Genomic DNA, 16,435 nt, shown 5'->3' with positions numbered 1-16,435 from the left:
CGGCAAATCGGATGGATCGAACGTTCAGGGCTGGTTTCCATCGGCTTCAGACTGGCCTTGCGACGAAAGATCGGGAAGCGAATCCATATCCCGCGACAACTCTTTCAGGAACCTGTCGCCGGAAGCCAGGCGCTTGCCCAGCGTCTGCATGAAGCCTTCGAAGCGCTCGTTGCCCTTGATGCGCGCCGATTGTTTCGCGCTATCTGACAGCGGCGGCGTCATGGTGAGCCAGAATTGTACGAACAGCGAAAGCGTCTCGCCGAGGATGGCGACATCTTCGTCCAGCATATCGAACTGGCGGCCAAGCTTATCCAGGCGTCGCGACATTGCGGCTTCTAGCCGTTCGGTCGTGTCACCGGACAGGAAGGATGCGACCGCAGCCTCGATCACTGCGGATTTTGAAACATTGCGACGCAGCGCCAGACCCTCGACCTGCTTCAGCAGATCCGAGGAGAAGTAGACATTCATGCGGGTGCGACTCGTCATGCCTGTCTTCCTTCTCAAAGCTCGATGCCGTCATTTGGGTCGAGTGACGCCTGCCGCGCGACCATGCGCATCCGCTGACGCATGGCGCGGGCTTTGGCGGCATCGACGTCGGGCTCATCATCGAGAAAATCAAACTCCTGCGATGGCGGCGGTGGTGGCGGGATGATTTCCTCATGCTCGGGAAGCTCCGGCTCACGACGGATACCGGCATTGGCAGGATCGTCGTCGGACGTGTTCGACGTGGGGCCGTGGCCGGCCGCGGCCGCAACAACACGGCTCGTCCAGTCGTCTGGCGCCGATGTTACCATCTTCACCGACGGCTTGCGCAGATCGGGCGGCGGCAACACCCGTTCCTGAAACCGCGTATCGGCGTAATAGCGCGCCTTAGCCGCGCGGATCGGCGGCACGCCCGCCACCATGACGATCTCGTCGGTTGGCGGAAGCTGCATGATTTCGCCGGGCGTCAGGAGTGGCCGCGCCGTTTCCTGCCGTGAAACCATGAGATGCCCGAGCCATGGCGCGAGGCGATGACCGGCATAGTTGGTGGAATCGCGCATTTCTGTCGCCGTGCCGAGCGCATCACTGATCCGTTTGGCGGTGCGTTCATCATTGGCAGCAAAGGCGACACGCACATGGCAGTTGTCGAGAATGGCGTTGTTCTGTCCATAGGCCCGCTCGATCTGGTTGAGCGACTGCGCGATCAGGAACGCTTTGAGGCCGTAGCCGGCCATGAAGGCGAGCGCCGATTCAAAGAAATCAAGCCGCCCGAGCGCGGGGAACTCGTCCAGCATCAACAGGAGACGGTGGCGTTTTTCGGTGGTTTCCAGCTCCTCGGTCAGCCGCCGCCCGACCTGATTGAGGATCAGACGGATCAGCGGTTTGGTCCGGTTGATGTCCGAGGGCGGTACGACGAGGTAGAGGCTGACGGTTTTTTTTGCTCCGACCAGATCAGCAATGCGCCAGTCGCAGCGGGCCGTCACGCGGGCCACGACCGGATCTCGGTAGAGGCCGAGAAAGGACATCGCCGTGGACAGCACACCGGAGCGTTCGTTCTCGGATTTGTTCAACAGCTCGCGTGCCGACGAAGCGATGACGGGATGCACACCGGCTTCGCCCAGATGCGGTGTGTCCATCATGGCGCGCAAGGTTGCCTCGACCGGACGGCGGGGATCGGACAGAAAACTCGCGACGCCGGCCAGCGTCTTGTCCTTCTCGGCATAGAGTACATGCAGGATGGCGCCGACCAGTAGCGAATGGCTGGTCTTTTCCCAGTGGTTGCGCTTGTCGAGACTGCCCTCGGGATCGACCAGAATATCCGCGATGTTCTGGACATCGCGGACTTCCCACTCCCCCTGACGGACTTCCAGCAGCGGGTTGTAAGCTGCGGAATGCACATTGGTCGGATCGAACAGCAGGACGCGGCCGTGATGGGACCGGAAGCCGGCCGTCAGATTCCAGTTCTCACCCTTGATGTCGTGCACGATGCAACTTCCCGGCCAGGTCAGCAGCGTCGGCACAACGAGACCGACGCCTTTGCCTGATCGGGTGGGCGCGAAACAAAGGACATGCTCGGGGCCGTCGTGCCGGAGATAGTCCTTGCTGTGCCTGCCAAGGACCACGCCATCGGGACCGAGCAGTCCGGCAGCATGGATTTCCTTGTCTTCGGCCCATCGCGCCGAACCGTAGGTGGCGACGTTGCGCGCCTCGCGCGCCCGGATGATCGACATGAAAAAAGCGGCGGCGATAGCGAACAACGCCCCGGACGTGGCGATGAACGCGCCCTCGGTGAAAATACCGGGCGCATAGGCGTCATAGGAAAACCACCACCAGAAGAAGGCCGGAGGATAATAGACCGGCCATCCCGCAACATCGAACCATGGATTGCCGAGCTGGGGCTGAAAGCCAAGGCGGAAGGCCACCCATTGTGTCGAAGTCCAGACCATCACCAGGACAATGGTGAATACGACAATGATCTGGCCCCAGAGTATTCGGCCACCACGCATACAGGCTCCAATCGGCAAGAGAGTCGGAGCCGATCAAAGAATAGACGTTTTCGAAAGCGGCAATAGGAAAAGCAGGGGTGCCGTGTTGCCGGATACTATCGGCGGCACATCGGACAGGCCCTTTCAGATGCCGATGTCGACAGAACAATTTGCGAGGTGCCAGATCGGCAAAGGCTCAAATCCCGAGCCCTCGTGTTCGCCCCATTTGCCACGATACCGATCCACCCTGCACGATGCCCGCAATCTCGCGGCCGAGCTGGCGGTCGATCACTGGCCGCCATGGGACAAGAGTGAACTCGTGGCTCTTTTCGACAATGGCGAACTTGCCGCTCGATAGATGTGCGGTCCCGGTGAACTTGCCGCTGATATTTTCGCCATCGGCAGCCGCCCGGAACGGCAAGCCTTTGCTGCTGGCCATTTCCGCACCGACGCGGGCCACTTCCCTTTCTCGCAGATTGGCGAGCAGGTTGCGCCGATAGAGGATGCGTCCATTCTGCTGCCGCGTGGCATCGCCCTGTGCGATATGGTGTTCACGCCGCTGGTCCATAGCCTCGCGCACCTGCTGGCCGAACCCTGCCGGGGTAAGGTCCGAGGCGTCCGGTGTGACCAATCGCCGGTCGAGCCAGGTCGCGCCATCGGACCCAATCTGCTTTTCCAGATCGAAGGTCGAGACGACACGGATGCTGGCCTGCCGGTTGCGACCGGCATCATAGGCGGTGGCGCGGCTCTCGAAGTCTTCGGGGATGTGCCACTGGTCGGCGTCGATCCGCTCGGCAATCCCGGCCCGGCGTAGCGATTCCAATCGCCGGACATGGGCATCGACATAGCCCTCATAATCGCCACCCGGCACACGTCCCTCGAACTTCGCCTGTTCGAGGTGGCGGCTCGGTCGGTAGATACCATTTTCCGAGATCGCAGCGATGGTGCGATCAGAGGGACGTTGTGCTGTATCGGCGGGACCGACTTCCACGATGCTGCCGATCCGGGCATCTTCGACGCGGGCCGGATCAATGCCGGGAAGATGGTGTGTTCGCCCGTCGATGCCGTCCACCACGAGCGTCAGGTTCTCGCCCATCTCGTCGGTGGGATATTTGTCCACGACGCGGCCGGTGATGGGCGCCGCGGGTGCGGCATCGTGAAGCTGGAAGGTCATCGGATCACGTTCCTGCCCATCGGCCTTCAGCGCCTTGTGCATGTTGCGGATGATGTCACCGCGCTCACCGAGTTCACGCAGCGCCGGTTCCATCTTCGCGCCAAGCTCCCAGACGCCGGGTGCATGTTCCGTAGCCAGCCCCATCTTTTCCAGCTTGGCGAGACGGCGCAGGCGAAGTGTGCGGTTGAACTGGCGGCGTGCATCTGCCGGTTCGTGGCGCAGATCGAGGAACCTTTCTTCGGCTTCCTCGGTCATGGCGCGGTCGATGCGCGTGAAGCGGTCCTGATCGATTTCGGCAGACAGCTTGCGGCTCTGCTCGATCTCGGTCACGGGGCCGAGTTCCAGCGTGGTCAGTTCGCTCGCCCGCTCACGAATACCATTGGCGAGATAGTCGCCATTGATAACCAGGTTCTCGCCCAGATCGTCCTTCCCCCGAACAATGACATGGACATGGGGATGGCCGGTATTGTGGTGATTGACCGCCACCCAATCGAGTTTCGTGCCAAGGTCGGCCTCGATGCGGCTCATCAGATCGCGGGTGTGGTCGGTGAGATCGGAAAGATCGGCGGCATCCTCGGGCGAGACGATGAAGCGGAACTGGTGGCGATCATCCTTGCCGCGATCAAGGAAGGCATCTCCATCAGCGCGGTCCTCGGTCGCCGAATAGAGCTGGCCACGTTCGCCATCGCGCGAGGTGCCGTCGCGCTGGATGTAGCGCAGATGGGCAGCCCCTTTGCCATTCTTCCACGCGCTCTGGGCATAACGGGTCTTGACGACGACGCGGCGCACGCCGGCCGCACTGTGCCGCCAGCCGCCCGACAGCGTTCGGACGCGGACAAAGGCCGCACCACGGCCACGCTTGACGCCCGGACCTTTGCCGGCCCGCGATGCCTTCCCACTCTTTCCAGCCGAACCAGATGAAGGCGACGAGTAGGTCCGTGATGCGAATGATGATGATCTGCCGGGGCGGTTGCTATGCTGACGCGCCAGCTTCTTTGCCTGCGTCAGAAAGCTCTTCGCCTTGCCCGCCTTCGGCACGTCCGACCTGATGCGGCCAGGCTTCGGGAGAAAGCGGTTCTCGTCGTCGCCACTCATCATCGTATCCGAAGCCGTGACGGCGGAAAATCGGCCGATATTCGGTTAGAGTGCCGGTCAAAACCCAGCAACGCCATGGCTTTGCGCCATATCGCGGCACGCGAGGCCCAAAAGCATGGTGCCGTGCGCCGCGTCCCAAAACAGTGTGCAGACAAGGGCTTGCCCAGAAACCGCCCCGACAGGGTGCCGGTTTCCTTTATCTTGCCCTCCGCCTTTCCTTCCCTTTTTGCCCTTCCTGCCGGGAATGCTGCCAGGCGCACCCAAGCCTGACTGCACACCGGAAATGGACCGAACGAGCGCGTAAACGCCATGCTCATGGCTTGTCGCCATCGCTCGCAAGGGCCACGAATATGCCGCTGTCCTGCGGCTCCTGAACGGCGGGATCGCGCAGAGAAGCGGTTGCGTGGATGTCGCTCGATGGCTGATTAACCGCCGCTGAAATGCCGCCGGATTGCGCAACGAAGAGCGGGGCTTCGCGCCAATCCGGTGGCGGCGGCGGCACGATCGTCGGCACATCAGGCGCAGTCGCACTGCCGAGAACAGGTGCGAGCGTGGCGACATAGGCGCGTGTTTCTGCGGGCAAAGTGCGACCTGTCGCCAGATGCTCGTCATAGCGACCGGGACCGGCATTGTAGGCGGCAAGCATGGCCGCGACATTGCCATAGCGGTCCCACATCTCCCGCAGATACGCCGTACCTGCGAGGATGTTGTCACGCGGATCGTAAGGATCGCGCCCGAGGCCATGGCGGCTGCGCAGGCCCGCCCAGGTATCGGGCATGACCTGCATCAGTCCCATCGCGCCTGCCGATGAAATGGCGCGCACATCGCCCGCGCTTTCCACACGCAGCACGGCCCGAATCCACTGCTCTGGAATGCTGAAACGCTGTGACGCCTCTGCAATGAAAGCAGCATGGGGATGCGCGGTAACAGGCGCGGGTTGCGGCGTGACCTGCGCCATGGCCGGCATCGAGCCGCTGCCAGCCGACAGAAGGGCCGTGAAGAGAAGAAGGGCGAGGGATCGCATGATCTCAGTCCCGATCTTCGCGGGGCCGCGGGCGGCTCCAGTGCAGTGACCATGACGAGCCGGTGTCGTCATCGCGGAACAGATTGGCGCGGATCGGCTGCGGCAAGGCGGGATCGTCGAGCAGCACCGAGAGATATTCGCCAGCCTTTTCGCCGGTGCGTTTCCATGCAGCGCCGACCTCCGGCCCGTCATGTTCAATGTAATGGACGCGATAGTCCGGCGCATTCTCCGCATCGGAATGTTCAGCGGGCACGATGACGAGATCGCGCTTCATGGTGAGCGTGACGAGCTGACCGGCGAAGCCGGATGCGTCACGCGCGAATTGACCGATCTGTGGCATGGTGTGTCTCCTGTGTTGGTGGATTTGGCGTGGGTTCAATGCGTGGCCGCCCGCCATTCGTAGCGGCCATCGCCTTCCTCATCGGTCCAGAGCGGGAGCGCCCGGCCGATGACGGAACTGGCGGGAACAGGTCCGAAGTAACGGCCGTCGAGGCTGTCCCGGATGTCCCAATTCATGAGGAAGAGTTCGCCGTCGCGGATGATGCGGCAGCCCTGCCAGACCGGCAGATCGCGGCCCATGCGGTCGTGCTCCAGCGCATCGCCCATCTCGACGTTATCGACGGTGATCGTCGCACCGCTGCGGCAGACGCGCTGTCCCGGCAAGCCGAGGACGCGCTTCAGCAGCGGCACGCCCCGCCCGATATAGCCGCGCTCGACCATGAACCGCTGCAGCGGTTCGGGCGGCGCGATGACGACGAGTTCGGGAACTTCGAGCGCATCGGCGGGAGCAACTATGTAGAAGCCGATGGGCGCGCTGGCGGTTGCATTCCAGATCAGCCGGGTTGGCTGATCGGCAACCGCCGTGGCGACAAGCGTACCGACGGCCAGCATGGACACGGCGAGTATATGACGGCGGCTCATGGCGCGATTCTCTCGCGGCTGACCCATGCGGCATGGCGCTCCGGGGTGTAGGGATTGGGTTCCTGACCGGCACTCAAATGGTTGTGGACGTGCCGCCAATGGTCCGGCGCAACATCCGCCGGATCGACGCCAAGCGCGTCCACGGCATCAATCAGGGCCAGCACCCGCTGGACCTTCGGCCAGCCATCGATACGCAGCAAAATCGCGCCGCCGGGACGAACGAAGGGCACGGTCTGGTACGGTTCGCCACGCCCGGCGGCGCGCAGGATGTCGAGCCGCGAAACGATGGTGCCGTAATCGTTGGAGGCCCAGCGGACGAAGGCGAAGATGCTTTCGGGCGCAAAACCGATCAGACTGCGGCGGCGGTCGATGATCTGCTCAAAGCTCTTGCGGCCGAAGCGTATCCAGCGCTCGACCTTCTTCTTCTGGAAGGTCAGTTCGACCATTGTGGTGAACGGGGCAGGCCCGTTCGCCAGCGGGTGTTCATGCGCAGCGCGCGCGGTTTTGCCGGTCATGGCTGATCTCCTTCGGTGGGTGGAAACTCGCGAGCCAGCAGCTCGCGCAGCATCACGGCGACGGTGACGCCGCGCCGGAAAGCGGTAACCTTGATGCGCCCGCGCAGTTCGGGCGTGATGTCGATGGTCAGACGGGCGGTGAACGCCTCCGCCGCCGTCTTGTGTGTTGCCGGCGCATCGGCGGCTCTGACCCAGCTATCGGGATTGCCCGGACGCGATGCGAAGCCGGATTTGACGGGCAGACGTGTCATGGCACGATCTTCCTGATACCGAGGCCATCGATCTCGGCCACCAGCGCTGTGACCTCCTGTGCGGCCCGTTCGCCGCCATCGGTTTCGGAGACCAGCCGTCCGGTCTGTGCGGCGTCTGCAAAGGCGACACGCTGGCCGACCGTTGTGGCCAGCAACGGCGGATCTTGGTCCGCCAGTGTTTGGGCCGTTTCGCGGGCGATGACTGTGCGCGCCCCACATCGGTTCAGCAGAAAGCGGGCGGCAAGCTCGGGACGATAGATGCGTGCTTCGCTCAGAAGCGCCAGCATTTCGGCTGATGCCCAGCCGTCAAAGGGGGATGGCTGCACCGGGATCAGCACCAGATCAGCTGCAAGCAGCGCAGAGCGCATCAGACCAGCGACACGGGGCGGACCATCAATGACGACATGATCCGCGTCACGCGCCAGTTCCGGCGCCTCCCTGTGCAGGGTATCGCGGGCAAGTCCGATGACGGTGAACAGCCTTGGCAGCCCTTCATGGCTGCGCCGCTCCGACCAGTCGAGTGCGGAGCCTTGCGGGTCGGCATCGATCAGGATGACGCGCTTGCCTTCCGCGGCCCAAGCTCCGGCGAGATGCAGCGCCAGCGTCGTCTTGCCCACGCCGCCTTTCTGATTGAGGAGCGCGACAATCATCGCCGTCCTCCCGGTTTGCCGAGAGGAAGTTCAGGCGTGCTTGTTGACGCGGGCGATCCTTGCTTTGGGGGTGTCAGCTTGCCTTTATGGGCACCCGATCTGAGGGCCGCACCAGCCTTCGCGATGAGCTTTTCCACATCGCGCCGCCGCTCTTCAAAGTTAGATTCTGTGTTAGACTCTAAGTTAAGGGCGCGATTTTCGCTTTTGTTACCGAAGGATAGGAGGTGTTTGGGTTCCCGATAGCACGAGCCTCCGGTTCCTGATGGCACGATAGTCCGGGTTCCCGATAGCACGAGACTATCCACAGGTTTTCCACAGGCCGGGACAGGCTCGAAAGCGAGCAGCATCCGGCCGCCGGTTTCGACCTCGGCGAACAGGGTGTAGCCGGGCAGTGGCTGGCGGCGGATAATGTCGCGCAGCTCGAAGGCGAAGCGCTTGAACGGCGACAGACTGCCCGATTTCTGGTGCAGGTGACGGAAGTCGAACCGCCAACCGTTTTTCTGCCGCCCACCATGCTTGCGCACCAGGCGATAGAGCCAGCGATCCAACCCGCCGGTCAGATTGAAATAGGCCCGGTCGATGGTGAGGATCAGGGCGTCATCCAGAACCGCACTGTAGAACCAGTCAGGCACGATCATCTCGATGCCGTCCGGGCGGCCATTGGCATCGGTCAGCTCGTGCCATTCGTTGATCCACGAAAAACGATGTCGCCGTCCATTCGCGCGCTGGCGGATCGAGGTTGCAACCGTGGTCGATTGCAGCCGGTCCAGCGCCGCCTTCAGACGCTGATAGTCCCTCAGGGAGGTTCCGCGCCCTGTGAATGTCAGGATTTCATAAGGCGTTGCCGCCATCAGGCGCGACGTGCGCAGACCGGCGTCCCGCGCTTCCACGATCTGGCTGGCCGCCCAGATCAGTATATCGGCGTCCCAGATCGTCGCCATACCGTGATCGGGAACAGCTTCGACACGGATCGAGACGTTGCCCAAGGCAAAGTCAATCGGGCGGATACGGTGCGATTTGGAAAGGGAAAAGAAAGGATAGGCCATGAGATCCTGCGCGTCTCGTGGCGCGAGTTCACCGGGAAGCGCCCGAAACAGATCGAGTTGCCCGCGTTCCGAGGCGGATGGGTGCTGCGCTGCCATAGAGGGCTGACCGCCGTGTTCAGCGCGTAATGCGCTTGGGCGAGGTGAATGCGGTCGGCGGTAGAGGTTTCGCCGGGAGAACCTGTCCGCGTGGGTCCGACGTGGAGGTAACCGATCCGCGCGCAACCCAGGCTGCGAGATCCTCGACCGAATAGACAACGCGGCCGCCGAGCTTGTGATAGGCAGGTCCCGTTCCGTAGGTTCTGTGCTTTTCCAGCGTGCGCGCGGACAGACTGAGGAAATCGGCGGCTTCCTTGGTGCGCAGGTAGCGTGGCGGCAAGGCGGCGAGATCAGGTCGCATGGGGTGGCCTCCGTGGTTGTGCAGGATGCCGCTGACGATCAACGGCATGACATGCGCACGGTGGCGAAGGCGCGGCGGCATGGGGGATGAGGAAGATCGAAGGGGTAGAATCCTCACCCTCGATCAGACGTCAGTGTCAGGGTTTGCGACGATGGCGCAAAAGGTCCTGATAACCGCCGTCGATCAGCGCGGCGGCAGATCGGACAAGGGCGATGACAGAGGCGCGCAAAGCCGATGTCTTCCACGGCTCAGCGCGAACGCGCGCCTCTCCGTAGATGGCGATGGCAATCTCACGATAGGTCGCGTGGTTGGCGTTTCCGTCGGCAGCTTGCATCATCAGGCGAAACCGCCGGCGCTGATACGGCGTCATCCTGGGGTCGCGGCGCGCGGGTTTCCCGGCCAGCATGTGCCAGAGCCTGAGAATGGCTTCGAGCCGATCCGGCAGATTTTCGTCAAGTGGCAGGATGATCGCCGGCTGCGAATTGGCATCGGTGCCGGTGAGGGTCAGATATTGAACGCCGTCTCTGGCATCACAGACACCATATGTCCCCTCTGGTCCGCAGATGGCATCAGCAAGATCGACCGATAAGGCGGACGGAGAAGGCGGAAGAAAATCGGGCGCTGCCCCGAGCATCAGCATGTCCGGATTGGCAACAGGCGACCAGATGACCGGTTGGTCGAGCGCGGAAAAGCCGGGGTCTGCCGGGAAATCGCAACCCCCAGCGATGTTGGACGTGATCCGCAAGGGGAAGATGCCCGGCGCCTTGCGCTACAAGGTCATCGAAACAGGCCTGATAGGACGCGTTACGGCGCAGGCATTCCCAGGCGACGCCCTCAACGGGCAGCGCATCGTAGAATTCATACTGGTCCTGGTCTCGCCAGCGGGATGTATCCGGCTTCATTGCTCCGCTCCTGGTTGAAACTGCACAGGTGGAGCGTGAAAGAATTGCGGTGCCTCTACCGAGATGGAAGCCAGAACAAAGACATGGGGTGATGCTCTGAAGGCATCACTGGTGCGACGGCGGCGAGGTCAGGTCCGATCTGTCGGATGACGCAGCAGCTGACGATAGCCGCTCTGTGTCATCCAGCGCGCCCGTCCCAGATGGCTGTCATGGACCTGCCGGGCGCGTTCCGGTTCCCGAACAGGATCAATTCCGAACAGCACATTGACGGCTTCGGCCCATTCCGCCCCATCATCGGCGGCATCGAGCAGCCGCATATAGAGCTTGATATGCGCGCGGTCATATTCGGTCAGCTCGTCGCTAACAGGTGCAATATCGTCGAAGGGGGGAAGCGGAGATGTCATGTCGCGGGTCGCCACAGAGCACAGGCCGCCGCAGCGGATCGATGATTCCGCCCGCGCCCGTCAGGCGTCATGGATCTGTCGGTGTCTCTTCTCGTCTTGGCCATGTACCAGCAACACTCCTTGCCCGCGATCCGTGGACAGGAGAACAATCCCTGCTGCTTCAAGCGCCCGGCGCACCTGATCCCGCGTTGTCTCATACACCTCGAGCCGGTTCTCGGACTCAAGGCGTTTCAGGGCAGTCAGCGATATTCGGGCCTTGTCAGCGAGCGTCTCCTGCGTCCAACCCAGCAACGCGCGTGCGGCCCGCGACTGTCGAGCGGTGATCATGCATGATCACCTCCCATCGCGACCGGCGCGCATTCCAGAACTACGGCTATTTTAGTCGTCTTCGCCCGATACGCCATACGAAATCGTCGAATCTGGTCAGGGCGTTATCTGCACGGCTGAGCATGCAGCCCGACTGATTCGCCTGTATGCCGCAATTGCAGCACTTGTGCTGGCCGTAACGCCGACCAGCGCAGAATGATCCCTAAACGCTCCATGGGAAATGATAGCGATATGTTTGGAGATCATTTTCTTTGCGTTTTGCGCTGGATATGGTACCCATCCAGATCAGTGCAGCAAAAATGATCCGTAAAGGCATCACATGAAGGCGGAAGAAGAAACACTGAGGCTGATCGGCGACCATTTTCGCCGCGCGCGTCTTGCAGCGGGGTTGACGCAGGAGCAGGTGGCCGATCTTGCGGGCATTTCGCGCCCGCGCTACCGCGACATCGAGACGGGGGCGGCGGCTGCGCGCACCACGACATTGATCAACATTGCCAGGGCGCTTGGGCTGGAAATGATGCTGGTCCCGCAGGCAATGGTGCCCGCCATCGAGGCGCTTTTGCGCCCCGAGGCCGAGGATGATCATCCGGCCTTCAGCCCGCAACCGGAGAGCGACGATGACAGCCGTCCGTACCGCTGAGACCATCACCGCGCTGGACGTGTTCCTGAACAGTGCGAAGGTTGGCACGATCGTCAGGACGCCGGGTGATTTCAACGCCTTCAGCCTTGATCCGGCCTATCGCGCGACTGGAGGCCATCCGGTTCTGAGCCTATCCCTTCGCGCGGCATCAGGGGGCTTGCGCAAGGATCCGCGACCCGTCGCAGGCAGCCTGCCGCCCTTCTTTGCCAACCTGCTGCCCGAAGACCGGCTGCGCGAGGCGATGGAAAAGCACCATGCGGGTAATGTGCGGTCGGGGAATGATTTCGATCTCCTGGCCACCCTTGGTGCGGATTTGCCGGGGGCCGTTCGGGTGCTGCCCAGTGACGGTCAACCCGGCATCGGGGCGGCGCCAACCCAAGGACGGCCCAAGGCCCGCTTCTCGCTGGCAGGCGTGCAGATGAAGCTCTCGGTGATGAAGAACACCGGCAAGGGCGGCGGGCTGACCTTGCCGCTCGGGGATGACGAGGGCCAATATATTGCGAAATTCCCCTCGACCGCCTTTCCGGGCGTGTCGGAGAACGAGTTCGCGAACCTCGCGCTTGCCGAAGCCATCGGCATGAATGTGCCCGAGCGGGAACTGGTCAGCCGAGACCAGTTCGAGGGCATTCCCGAAGAGTTTGAAACACTTGCCGAGGGGCTTGTCCTGCTCGTGCGGCGTTTTGATCGCGGGGCAGACGGGCAGCGCATCCATATCGAGGATTTCGCGCAGGTTTTCGGCCTGTACCCGGCGCGCAAATATGATGGCGCCGCCTCCCACGACATCGCCTCTGTGCTGAATGTTGCGATCTCGCCGTTCGCCGCGCTGGAGTTTGTCCGGCGGCTGACCTTCTCGGTGGTCATGGGCAATGGCGACATGCACCTCAAGAACTGGTCGCTGATCTATCCGGGCGACGGCGACACGCCCGCTCTAGCACCGATCTACGACATGCTTTCGACCGTGCCCTATATTCCGGCAGATGGGCTGGCGCTGTCTCTGGGCGGCGAGCGGGCCTTCAAGGGCTTGGCCCCGGCCCGCTGGAAGACGTTTGCCAATCGGGCAAGGCTTCCCGAGCCAGCCGTGCTCAAGGCCGTTGTCGAGACGGTGAAACGCATTGATACGAAATGGTGGACACTGCCGGAGCGCGAAGTGGTCCCGCCGCCCGTGCTGGAGCGCATCGACGCCCATGTCAAAACCATCATCCCGATCCTAAGCGCCTGATCCGTGCCAGACACGACAGGGCGCGGTGGCGTGACGACTTTCCCGCGGACATGAGAAAGGCCCCGACCTTGCGGTCGGGGCCTTTGTGCCGCGCCTTAGTCGCCGCGGCGACCGTTGGGGCGGGACCAGATGAGGGAGAAGGTTTCGCCTTCTTCGTCATCGAAGAGGTTGGCGTAGATCGGAGCGTTGAAGCTCGGATCGTCCAGCTTGAGGCCGAGATAGTCGCGGCCCTCGTTGGAGCGCTTGGACCAGGCGGCGCCGATCTCGGCGCGGCCGACCAGAACCCGGTGGCTGGGGGCGTTTTCGCCGGTAGCGCGCAGGTCGGGGATGATGCGCACGCCCTTGGCCTGGACGCTGAGGGTGACGATGTCGCCGGTGAATTCGTTCGAGCCGGTCTTCTTGAAGGTGCCGATGGTTGCCATTTTAAGTCTCCGTTTTCCGTTTCCGAGCCCGCACCATTGCGGCCTCTATGGCGATCGACCGGCCGGAGACGAACGCTGGCGCACCCCCTCGGGGGCTGGACAGCACAGGAGGAACTTTCTTGTTCCGCGCGGAATGGCGGCTCTGCCGTCAGGGGAAGAAAGTTGTGACGACGCTGTTGCGCTAAAGCGGTCGAAGCGCATCGCGCTGCTCTTCGGCCAGATCAGGCCATTGAAGAGGCCGTTTGGAGTGGTCGAGACACGGGGGCTGAACGGAGATGTGGCAACCTTGAGGCTCCATCAGGATGACCTGACCGGCAACACCGGCCTTTCCTGTCACCCTGCGTCTCAGATCATGCGCATCTCTGCTTCCGGCCTGTTCCACCGGCATGCCACCACCCGCGGGTTCCCGTCAGTCTGCACGCGCTGGTGCCGACCGTCCTGCGCTCCTATGGGCCGCGTCTGTGCCCCAGGTTGATCCGGTGATTGGCCGCTGTCTGTCACCATTTTCCTGACGAAGACGGAAGACGATCAGCATCCGCTTCTGGTCGCCATCAACGGATCATTGCGGTTCAGGTTCGTGCAAAGCCGCCGTCCGCGTGGTCGGTTGCCGCCATGCCCGCAACGCGCAGGAACGCCGTCACGCCCACCGCAACCGCTCCGATCACCGAGAAGATGAGTTGCCATATCTCCGAGGGCATCATGTGCTTGACAATACCGAGCGTGGCGTAAAATCCGGCCATTCCCGCCGGAGCGACGAAGGCCAGAGCAATCAGCAGACGCGCCCACATCGGGCGGATCAGCATGAGCAGGCCCTGACCAACAGCCAGCGTCAGACCGGCGGCGAGAAGACCAACGACGATGCCGCCGAGCCAGCCAGCCCCAGTATCATAGGCCAAGGCGCCTGCATTCAGGCCAATAAAGAACGGCAAAGCGAATACGGCGAGATTGAACAGCAGCCAGCACATGGTGCCGATGGCTGCGATGGAAACGAGGATTCCGAGAACGATCATGGTGGTGTCTCCGTGCAAAAGGTTGGACGGTTGCGCCTTCCACCACCACCATGGCGCAATCACAGCATAGCAGCATTCCTCTCACCGCGCGAGAAGCGATGGCTTTCGAGGCCAGGCCTGTCCGAAAACTCGCAGTTTGAATGAGAAAGCTTATGCGTCTGGTGGACCAGTATCTGCTGCACCTCTACGATGACCATATCGTTGGGCGGAAGGATGCGGGTTAAAGCTATGGCAGAAGTCGATTGGTCAGATCGGGCATTTTATGATGACGGCGAATGGGTGACATGGTCAGACATTGACGAACAGCTTCGTCACAAGGAATGGGGAGCGAAGTATCCAAACGCCATCCGATCAATGATCCCGTATTTTGAGGACCTGATCTCACTCGCCGAGAGCTACCATCTGGAGACGGGCCTGCATTTATCGGTGTATGGCGACATCGGTGAGCTGTTCGGTGCCATCACCTACGGCATCAAGTTGAACAAGACCTACGCGCAAGGTTCGGACGGCAAGCTCGAAAATGATCATGTCGAGATCAAAACCATCACTCCTTTCAAGAGCAAAGACGTGGTGATGGTGGATACATCAAGGCATTTCAGCAAGCTGCTCGTGGTCAAAATTAATGCGGAATTCCAGGTCTCCGGGCGAATGGTCAGCCGCAAGCAATTGCCAAAGCGCTCAGGCCGTTATGTCCGAATTCGTTGGGACGACCTGGCGCTATTGCAGTAGTGCTTATGCTGAACAGGCAGCGCTCACGCGCTGCCGGTCCCGAAGCGATAAACCGGGATACCCATCTTGCGAGCCTTGTCGGCCAGATTGTCCTGAATGCCCGTGCCGGGGAAGATGATGACCCCGATCGGCATGATGCCGAGCATCTGGTCGTTGCGCTTGAACGGCGCCGCCTTGGCATGTTTAGCCCAGTCAGGTTTGAAGGCGACCTGCGCGACTTTGCGATTGCTGGCCCAGGTGGCCGCGATGCATTCCGCGCCCTTGGGCGATCCACCGTGCATCAGAACCATGTCCGGGTGCTTGGCATGGACCTGATCGAGCTTGGCCCAGATCGTCCGGTGATCAGTCGTGTCTCCGCCCGAGAAGGCGATCTTTGGCCCGGCGGGCAACAGCACCTCGTTGTCGGCCCGGCGTTTGGCGGCGATGAAGTCGCGGCTGTCGATCATGGCCGAGGTCATCTGGCGATGGTTGACCCGTGAACCGGAGCGTTGCGACCAGGGCGTTCCGGTGGTGCGCAGATAGATGTCCGCGGCAGTCTCGCGGAAGATTTCCATGCTGTCACGGCGCTCGATCAGGCTTTGTCCCGCGCCGATCAGGGTTTCCAACTGGACGGATTTAACCTCGCTGCCGTCCTGTTCGCGTTGAAGGCGTTTCTGCGTCTGCTCGTTATCGTCAAGCTTGCGCTCGATCCGTTCGACAGCGCGGTGGAAGGTGTTGACGGTGGACCAGAGGATTTCGTCGAGGTCGAAATCGAGGCTGGTGTCGGCCATGGTGGAAATCAGGGCGTCGAAGATGTCGGAGACTGCCCCCTGGATGACGTGATCTTCGGGTGTGATCCGGGGATCGGCCTCGTCTTCGGAGGGGCGGTAGCCGTAGAGTTCGAGTTCTTCGATGGCATGGCCGGTCGGGGACGTGCTGTGATCGGGTTCGAAATCGTCGTGTGCGTACATGGGATGCTTCCGTCAGTTGGACCGCGACCGTCGCGGCCTTCATGGCGAGACACGCCCACGGGCACTCCGGTCTGGCAGCACGAGCCTCTGGCGAGGGCCTTGATGGCAAAGCCCGACTGATTTGTTTCGCGCTGTAAAGGCGGGCTTGCCCGCCGACGGAAATCAGTCGGGCGCCGCCATTGCCTGACCGGAGCGTTTGTGGGCCGATCGCCCTCTCGGAAGGCCAAGGCGCGGTCCTCTTCTGATGACAGGCAGCCTGCGCGCATGACCGGATCGGAACGCCCCCGATCA

Annotated in this window: 21 protein-coding genes; 3 read left to right on the top strand and 18 right to left on the bottom strand. The window is 62.1% G+C overall.

Annotated features, from left to right (window positions below; translation table 11 throughout):
- Positions 1-24 precede the first annotated feature (24 nt).
- The 15 genes from RHIZ70P_RS09690 to RHIZ70P_RS09620 form a co-directional block, all read right to left on the bottom strand.
- Positions 25-486 (bottom strand): CopG family transcriptional regulator, encoded by a 462-nt coding sequence (locus RHIZ70P_RS09690; RefSeq protein WP_038146325.1) that lies wholly within the window; start codon positions 484-486, stop codon positions 25-27.
- 14 nt (positions 487-500) lie between these two features.
- Positions 501-2,489, bottom strand: coding sequence for a conjugal transfer protein TraG (locus RHIZ70P_RS09685; RefSeq protein ID WP_038146330.1), 1,989 nt, complete (start codon positions 2,487-2,489; stop codon positions 501-503).
- A gap of 175 nt (positions 2,490-2,664) precedes the next feature.
- The gene (locus tag RHIZ70P_RS23250; protein WP_268877523.1) at positions 2,665-3,897 is read right to left on the bottom strand and encodes a DUF3363 domain-containing protein; all 1,233 of its coding nucleotides are present in this window, start codon (positions 3,895-3,897) and stop codon (positions 2,665-2,667) included.
- Positions 3,898-5,050: 1,153 nt separating this feature from the next.
- Positions 5,051-5,761, bottom strand: coding sequence for a lytic transglycosylase domain-containing protein (locus tag RHIZ70P_RS09675; protein ID WP_038146338.1), 711 nt, complete (start codon positions 5,759-5,761; stop codon positions 5,051-5,053).
- Between the two features lie 4 nt (positions 5,762-5,765).
- Positions 5,766-6,101 carry a DUF736 domain-containing protein gene (locus tag RHIZ70P_RS09670; protein ID WP_038146343.1) on the bottom strand — a complete coding sequence of 112 codons (336 nt, stop codon included), beginning with the start codon at positions 6,099-6,101 and terminating at the stop codon, positions 5,766-5,768.
- Between the two features lie 35 nt (positions 6,102-6,136).
- Positions 6,137-6,682 carry a S26 family signal peptidase gene (locus RHIZ70P_RS09665; RefSeq protein WP_038146346.1) on the bottom strand — a complete coding sequence of 182 codons (546 nt, stop codon included), beginning with the start codon at positions 6,680-6,682 and terminating at the stop codon, positions 6,137-6,139.
- Entirely contained in the window at positions 6,679-7,197 is a 519-nt protein-coding gene (locus tag RHIZ70P_RS09660; protein ID WP_038146355.1) for a DUF2840 domain-containing protein, read from the bottom strand. Before RHIZ70P_RS09660 ends, RHIZ70P_RS09665 begins: the two co-directional genes overlap by 4 nt.
- Positions 7,194-7,448: a hypothetical protein gene (locus tag RHIZ70P_RS09655; protein ID WP_038146356.1), complete on the bottom strand. Its 255-nt coding sequence runs from the start codon at positions 7,446-7,448 to the stop codon at positions 7,194-7,196. The genes RHIZ70P_RS09660 and RHIZ70P_RS09655 overlap by 4 nt, the downstream gene beginning before the upstream one ends.
- Positions 7,445-8,098 (bottom strand): ParA family partition ATPase, encoded by a 654-nt coding sequence (gene parA, locus RHIZ70P_RS09650; protein WP_100237033.1) that lies wholly within the window; start codon positions 8,096-8,098, stop codon positions 7,445-7,447. The genes RHIZ70P_RS09655 and parA overlap by 4 nt, the downstream gene beginning before the upstream one ends.
- On the bottom strand, positions 8,095-9,240 hold the full coding sequence (locus tag RHIZ70P_RS09645) for a replication initiator protein A (RefSeq protein ID WP_081874955.1): 1,146 nt from the start codon (positions 9,238-9,240) through the stop codon (positions 8,095-8,097). Before RHIZ70P_RS09645 ends, parA begins: the two co-directional genes overlap by 4 nt.
- A gap of 19 nt (positions 9,241-9,259) precedes the next feature.
- Complete coding sequence (locus RHIZ70P_RS09640; protein ID WP_010336149.1) at positions 9,260-9,541, bottom strand: helix-turn-helix transcriptional regulator; 282 nt, start codon at positions 9,539-9,541, stop codon at positions 9,260-9,262.
- 136 nt (positions 9,542-9,677) lie between these two features.
- Positions 9,678-10,181, bottom strand: coding sequence for a DUF2285 domain-containing protein (locus tag RHIZ70P_RS09635; RefSeq protein WP_100237032.1), 504 nt, complete (start codon positions 10,179-10,181; stop codon positions 9,678-9,680).
- Positions 10,111-10,443, bottom strand: a complete 333-nt coding sequence (locus RHIZ70P_RS23245; RefSeq protein WP_231958351.1) for a transcriptional regulator domain-containing protein — start codon at positions 10,441-10,443, stop codon at positions 10,111-10,113. The genes RHIZ70P_RS09635 and RHIZ70P_RS23245 overlap by 71 nt, the downstream gene beginning before the upstream one ends.
- A 128-nt stretch (positions 10,444-10,571) precedes the next feature.
- A complete protein-coding gene (locus RHIZ70P_RS09625) occupies positions 10,572-10,847 on the bottom strand; it encodes a DNA -binding domain-containing protein (RefSeq protein ID WP_020818552.1) in 276 nt (91 codons plus the stop codon).
- A 60-nt stretch (positions 10,848-10,907) separates the two neighbouring features.
- Positions 10,908-11,174, bottom strand: coding sequence for a helix-turn-helix domain-containing protein (locus tag RHIZ70P_RS09620; RefSeq protein ID WP_020818551.1), 267 nt, complete (start codon positions 11,172-11,174; stop codon positions 10,908-10,910).
- A gap of 319 nt (positions 11,175-11,493) precedes the next feature.
- Between RHIZ70P_RS09620 and RHIZ70P_RS09615 the strand changes: the two genes are divergently transcribed.
- On the top strand, positions 11,494-11,814 hold the full coding sequence (locus tag RHIZ70P_RS09615; protein ID WP_009450556.1) for a helix-turn-helix domain-containing protein: 321 nt from the start codon (positions 11,494-11,496) through the stop codon (positions 11,812-11,814).
- Complete coding sequence (locus tag RHIZ70P_RS09610) at positions 11,792-13,033, top strand: type II toxin-antitoxin system HipA family toxin (protein ID WP_024899153.1); 1,242 nt, start codon at positions 11,792-11,794, stop codon at positions 13,031-13,033. Before RHIZ70P_RS09615 ends, RHIZ70P_RS09610 begins: the two co-directional genes overlap by 23 nt.
- Positions 13,034-13,128: 95 nt before the next feature.
- Here the strand turns inward: RHIZ70P_RS09610 and RHIZ70P_RS09605 are convergent, their stop codons facing one another.
- Together RHIZ70P_RS09605 and RHIZ70P_RS09590 are read right to left on the bottom strand one after the other, a co-directional pair.
- The gene (locus RHIZ70P_RS09605; RefSeq protein ID WP_038146388.1) at positions 13,129-13,455 is read right to left on the bottom strand and encodes a DUF736 domain-containing protein; all 327 of its coding nucleotides are present in this window, start codon (positions 13,453-13,455) and stop codon (positions 13,129-13,131) included.
- A gap of 569 nt (positions 13,456-14,024) precedes the next feature.
- On the bottom strand, positions 14,025-14,465 hold the full coding sequence (locus RHIZ70P_RS09590) for a hypothetical protein (RefSeq protein WP_038146389.1): 441 nt from the start codon (positions 14,463-14,465) through the stop codon (positions 14,025-14,027).
- A gap of 228 nt (positions 14,466-14,693) precedes the next feature.
- On the opposite strand from RHIZ70P_RS09590, the gene RHIZ70P_RS09585 reads away from it, so the two are divergent.
- The gene (locus RHIZ70P_RS09585; protein WP_038146393.1) at positions 14,694-15,194 is read left to right on the top strand and encodes a hypothetical protein; all 501 of its coding nucleotides are present in this window, start codon (positions 14,694-14,696) and stop codon (positions 15,192-15,194) included.
- A 23-nt stretch (positions 15,195-15,217) separates the two neighbouring features.
- Here RHIZ70P_RS09585 and RHIZ70P_RS09580 read toward each other — a convergent pair whose 3' ends face one another.
- Complete coding sequence (locus tag RHIZ70P_RS09580; RefSeq protein ID WP_038146396.1) at positions 15,218-16,144, bottom strand: DUF2493 domain-containing protein; 927 nt, start codon at positions 16,142-16,144, stop codon at positions 15,218-15,220.
- Positions 16,145-16,435 lie beyond the last annotated feature (291 nt).

This window comes from Paenirhizobium selenitireducens ATCC BAA-1503 (genome assembly GCF_900492185.1).
Classification (GTDB): domain Bacteria; phylum Pseudomonadota; class Alphaproteobacteria; order Rhizobiales; family Rhizobiaceae; genus Allorhizobium; species Allorhizobium selenitireducens_A.
The sequence above is the reverse complement of the archived record's forward strand: the minus strand, read 5'-3'. Positions and strand labels throughout refer to the sequence as shown.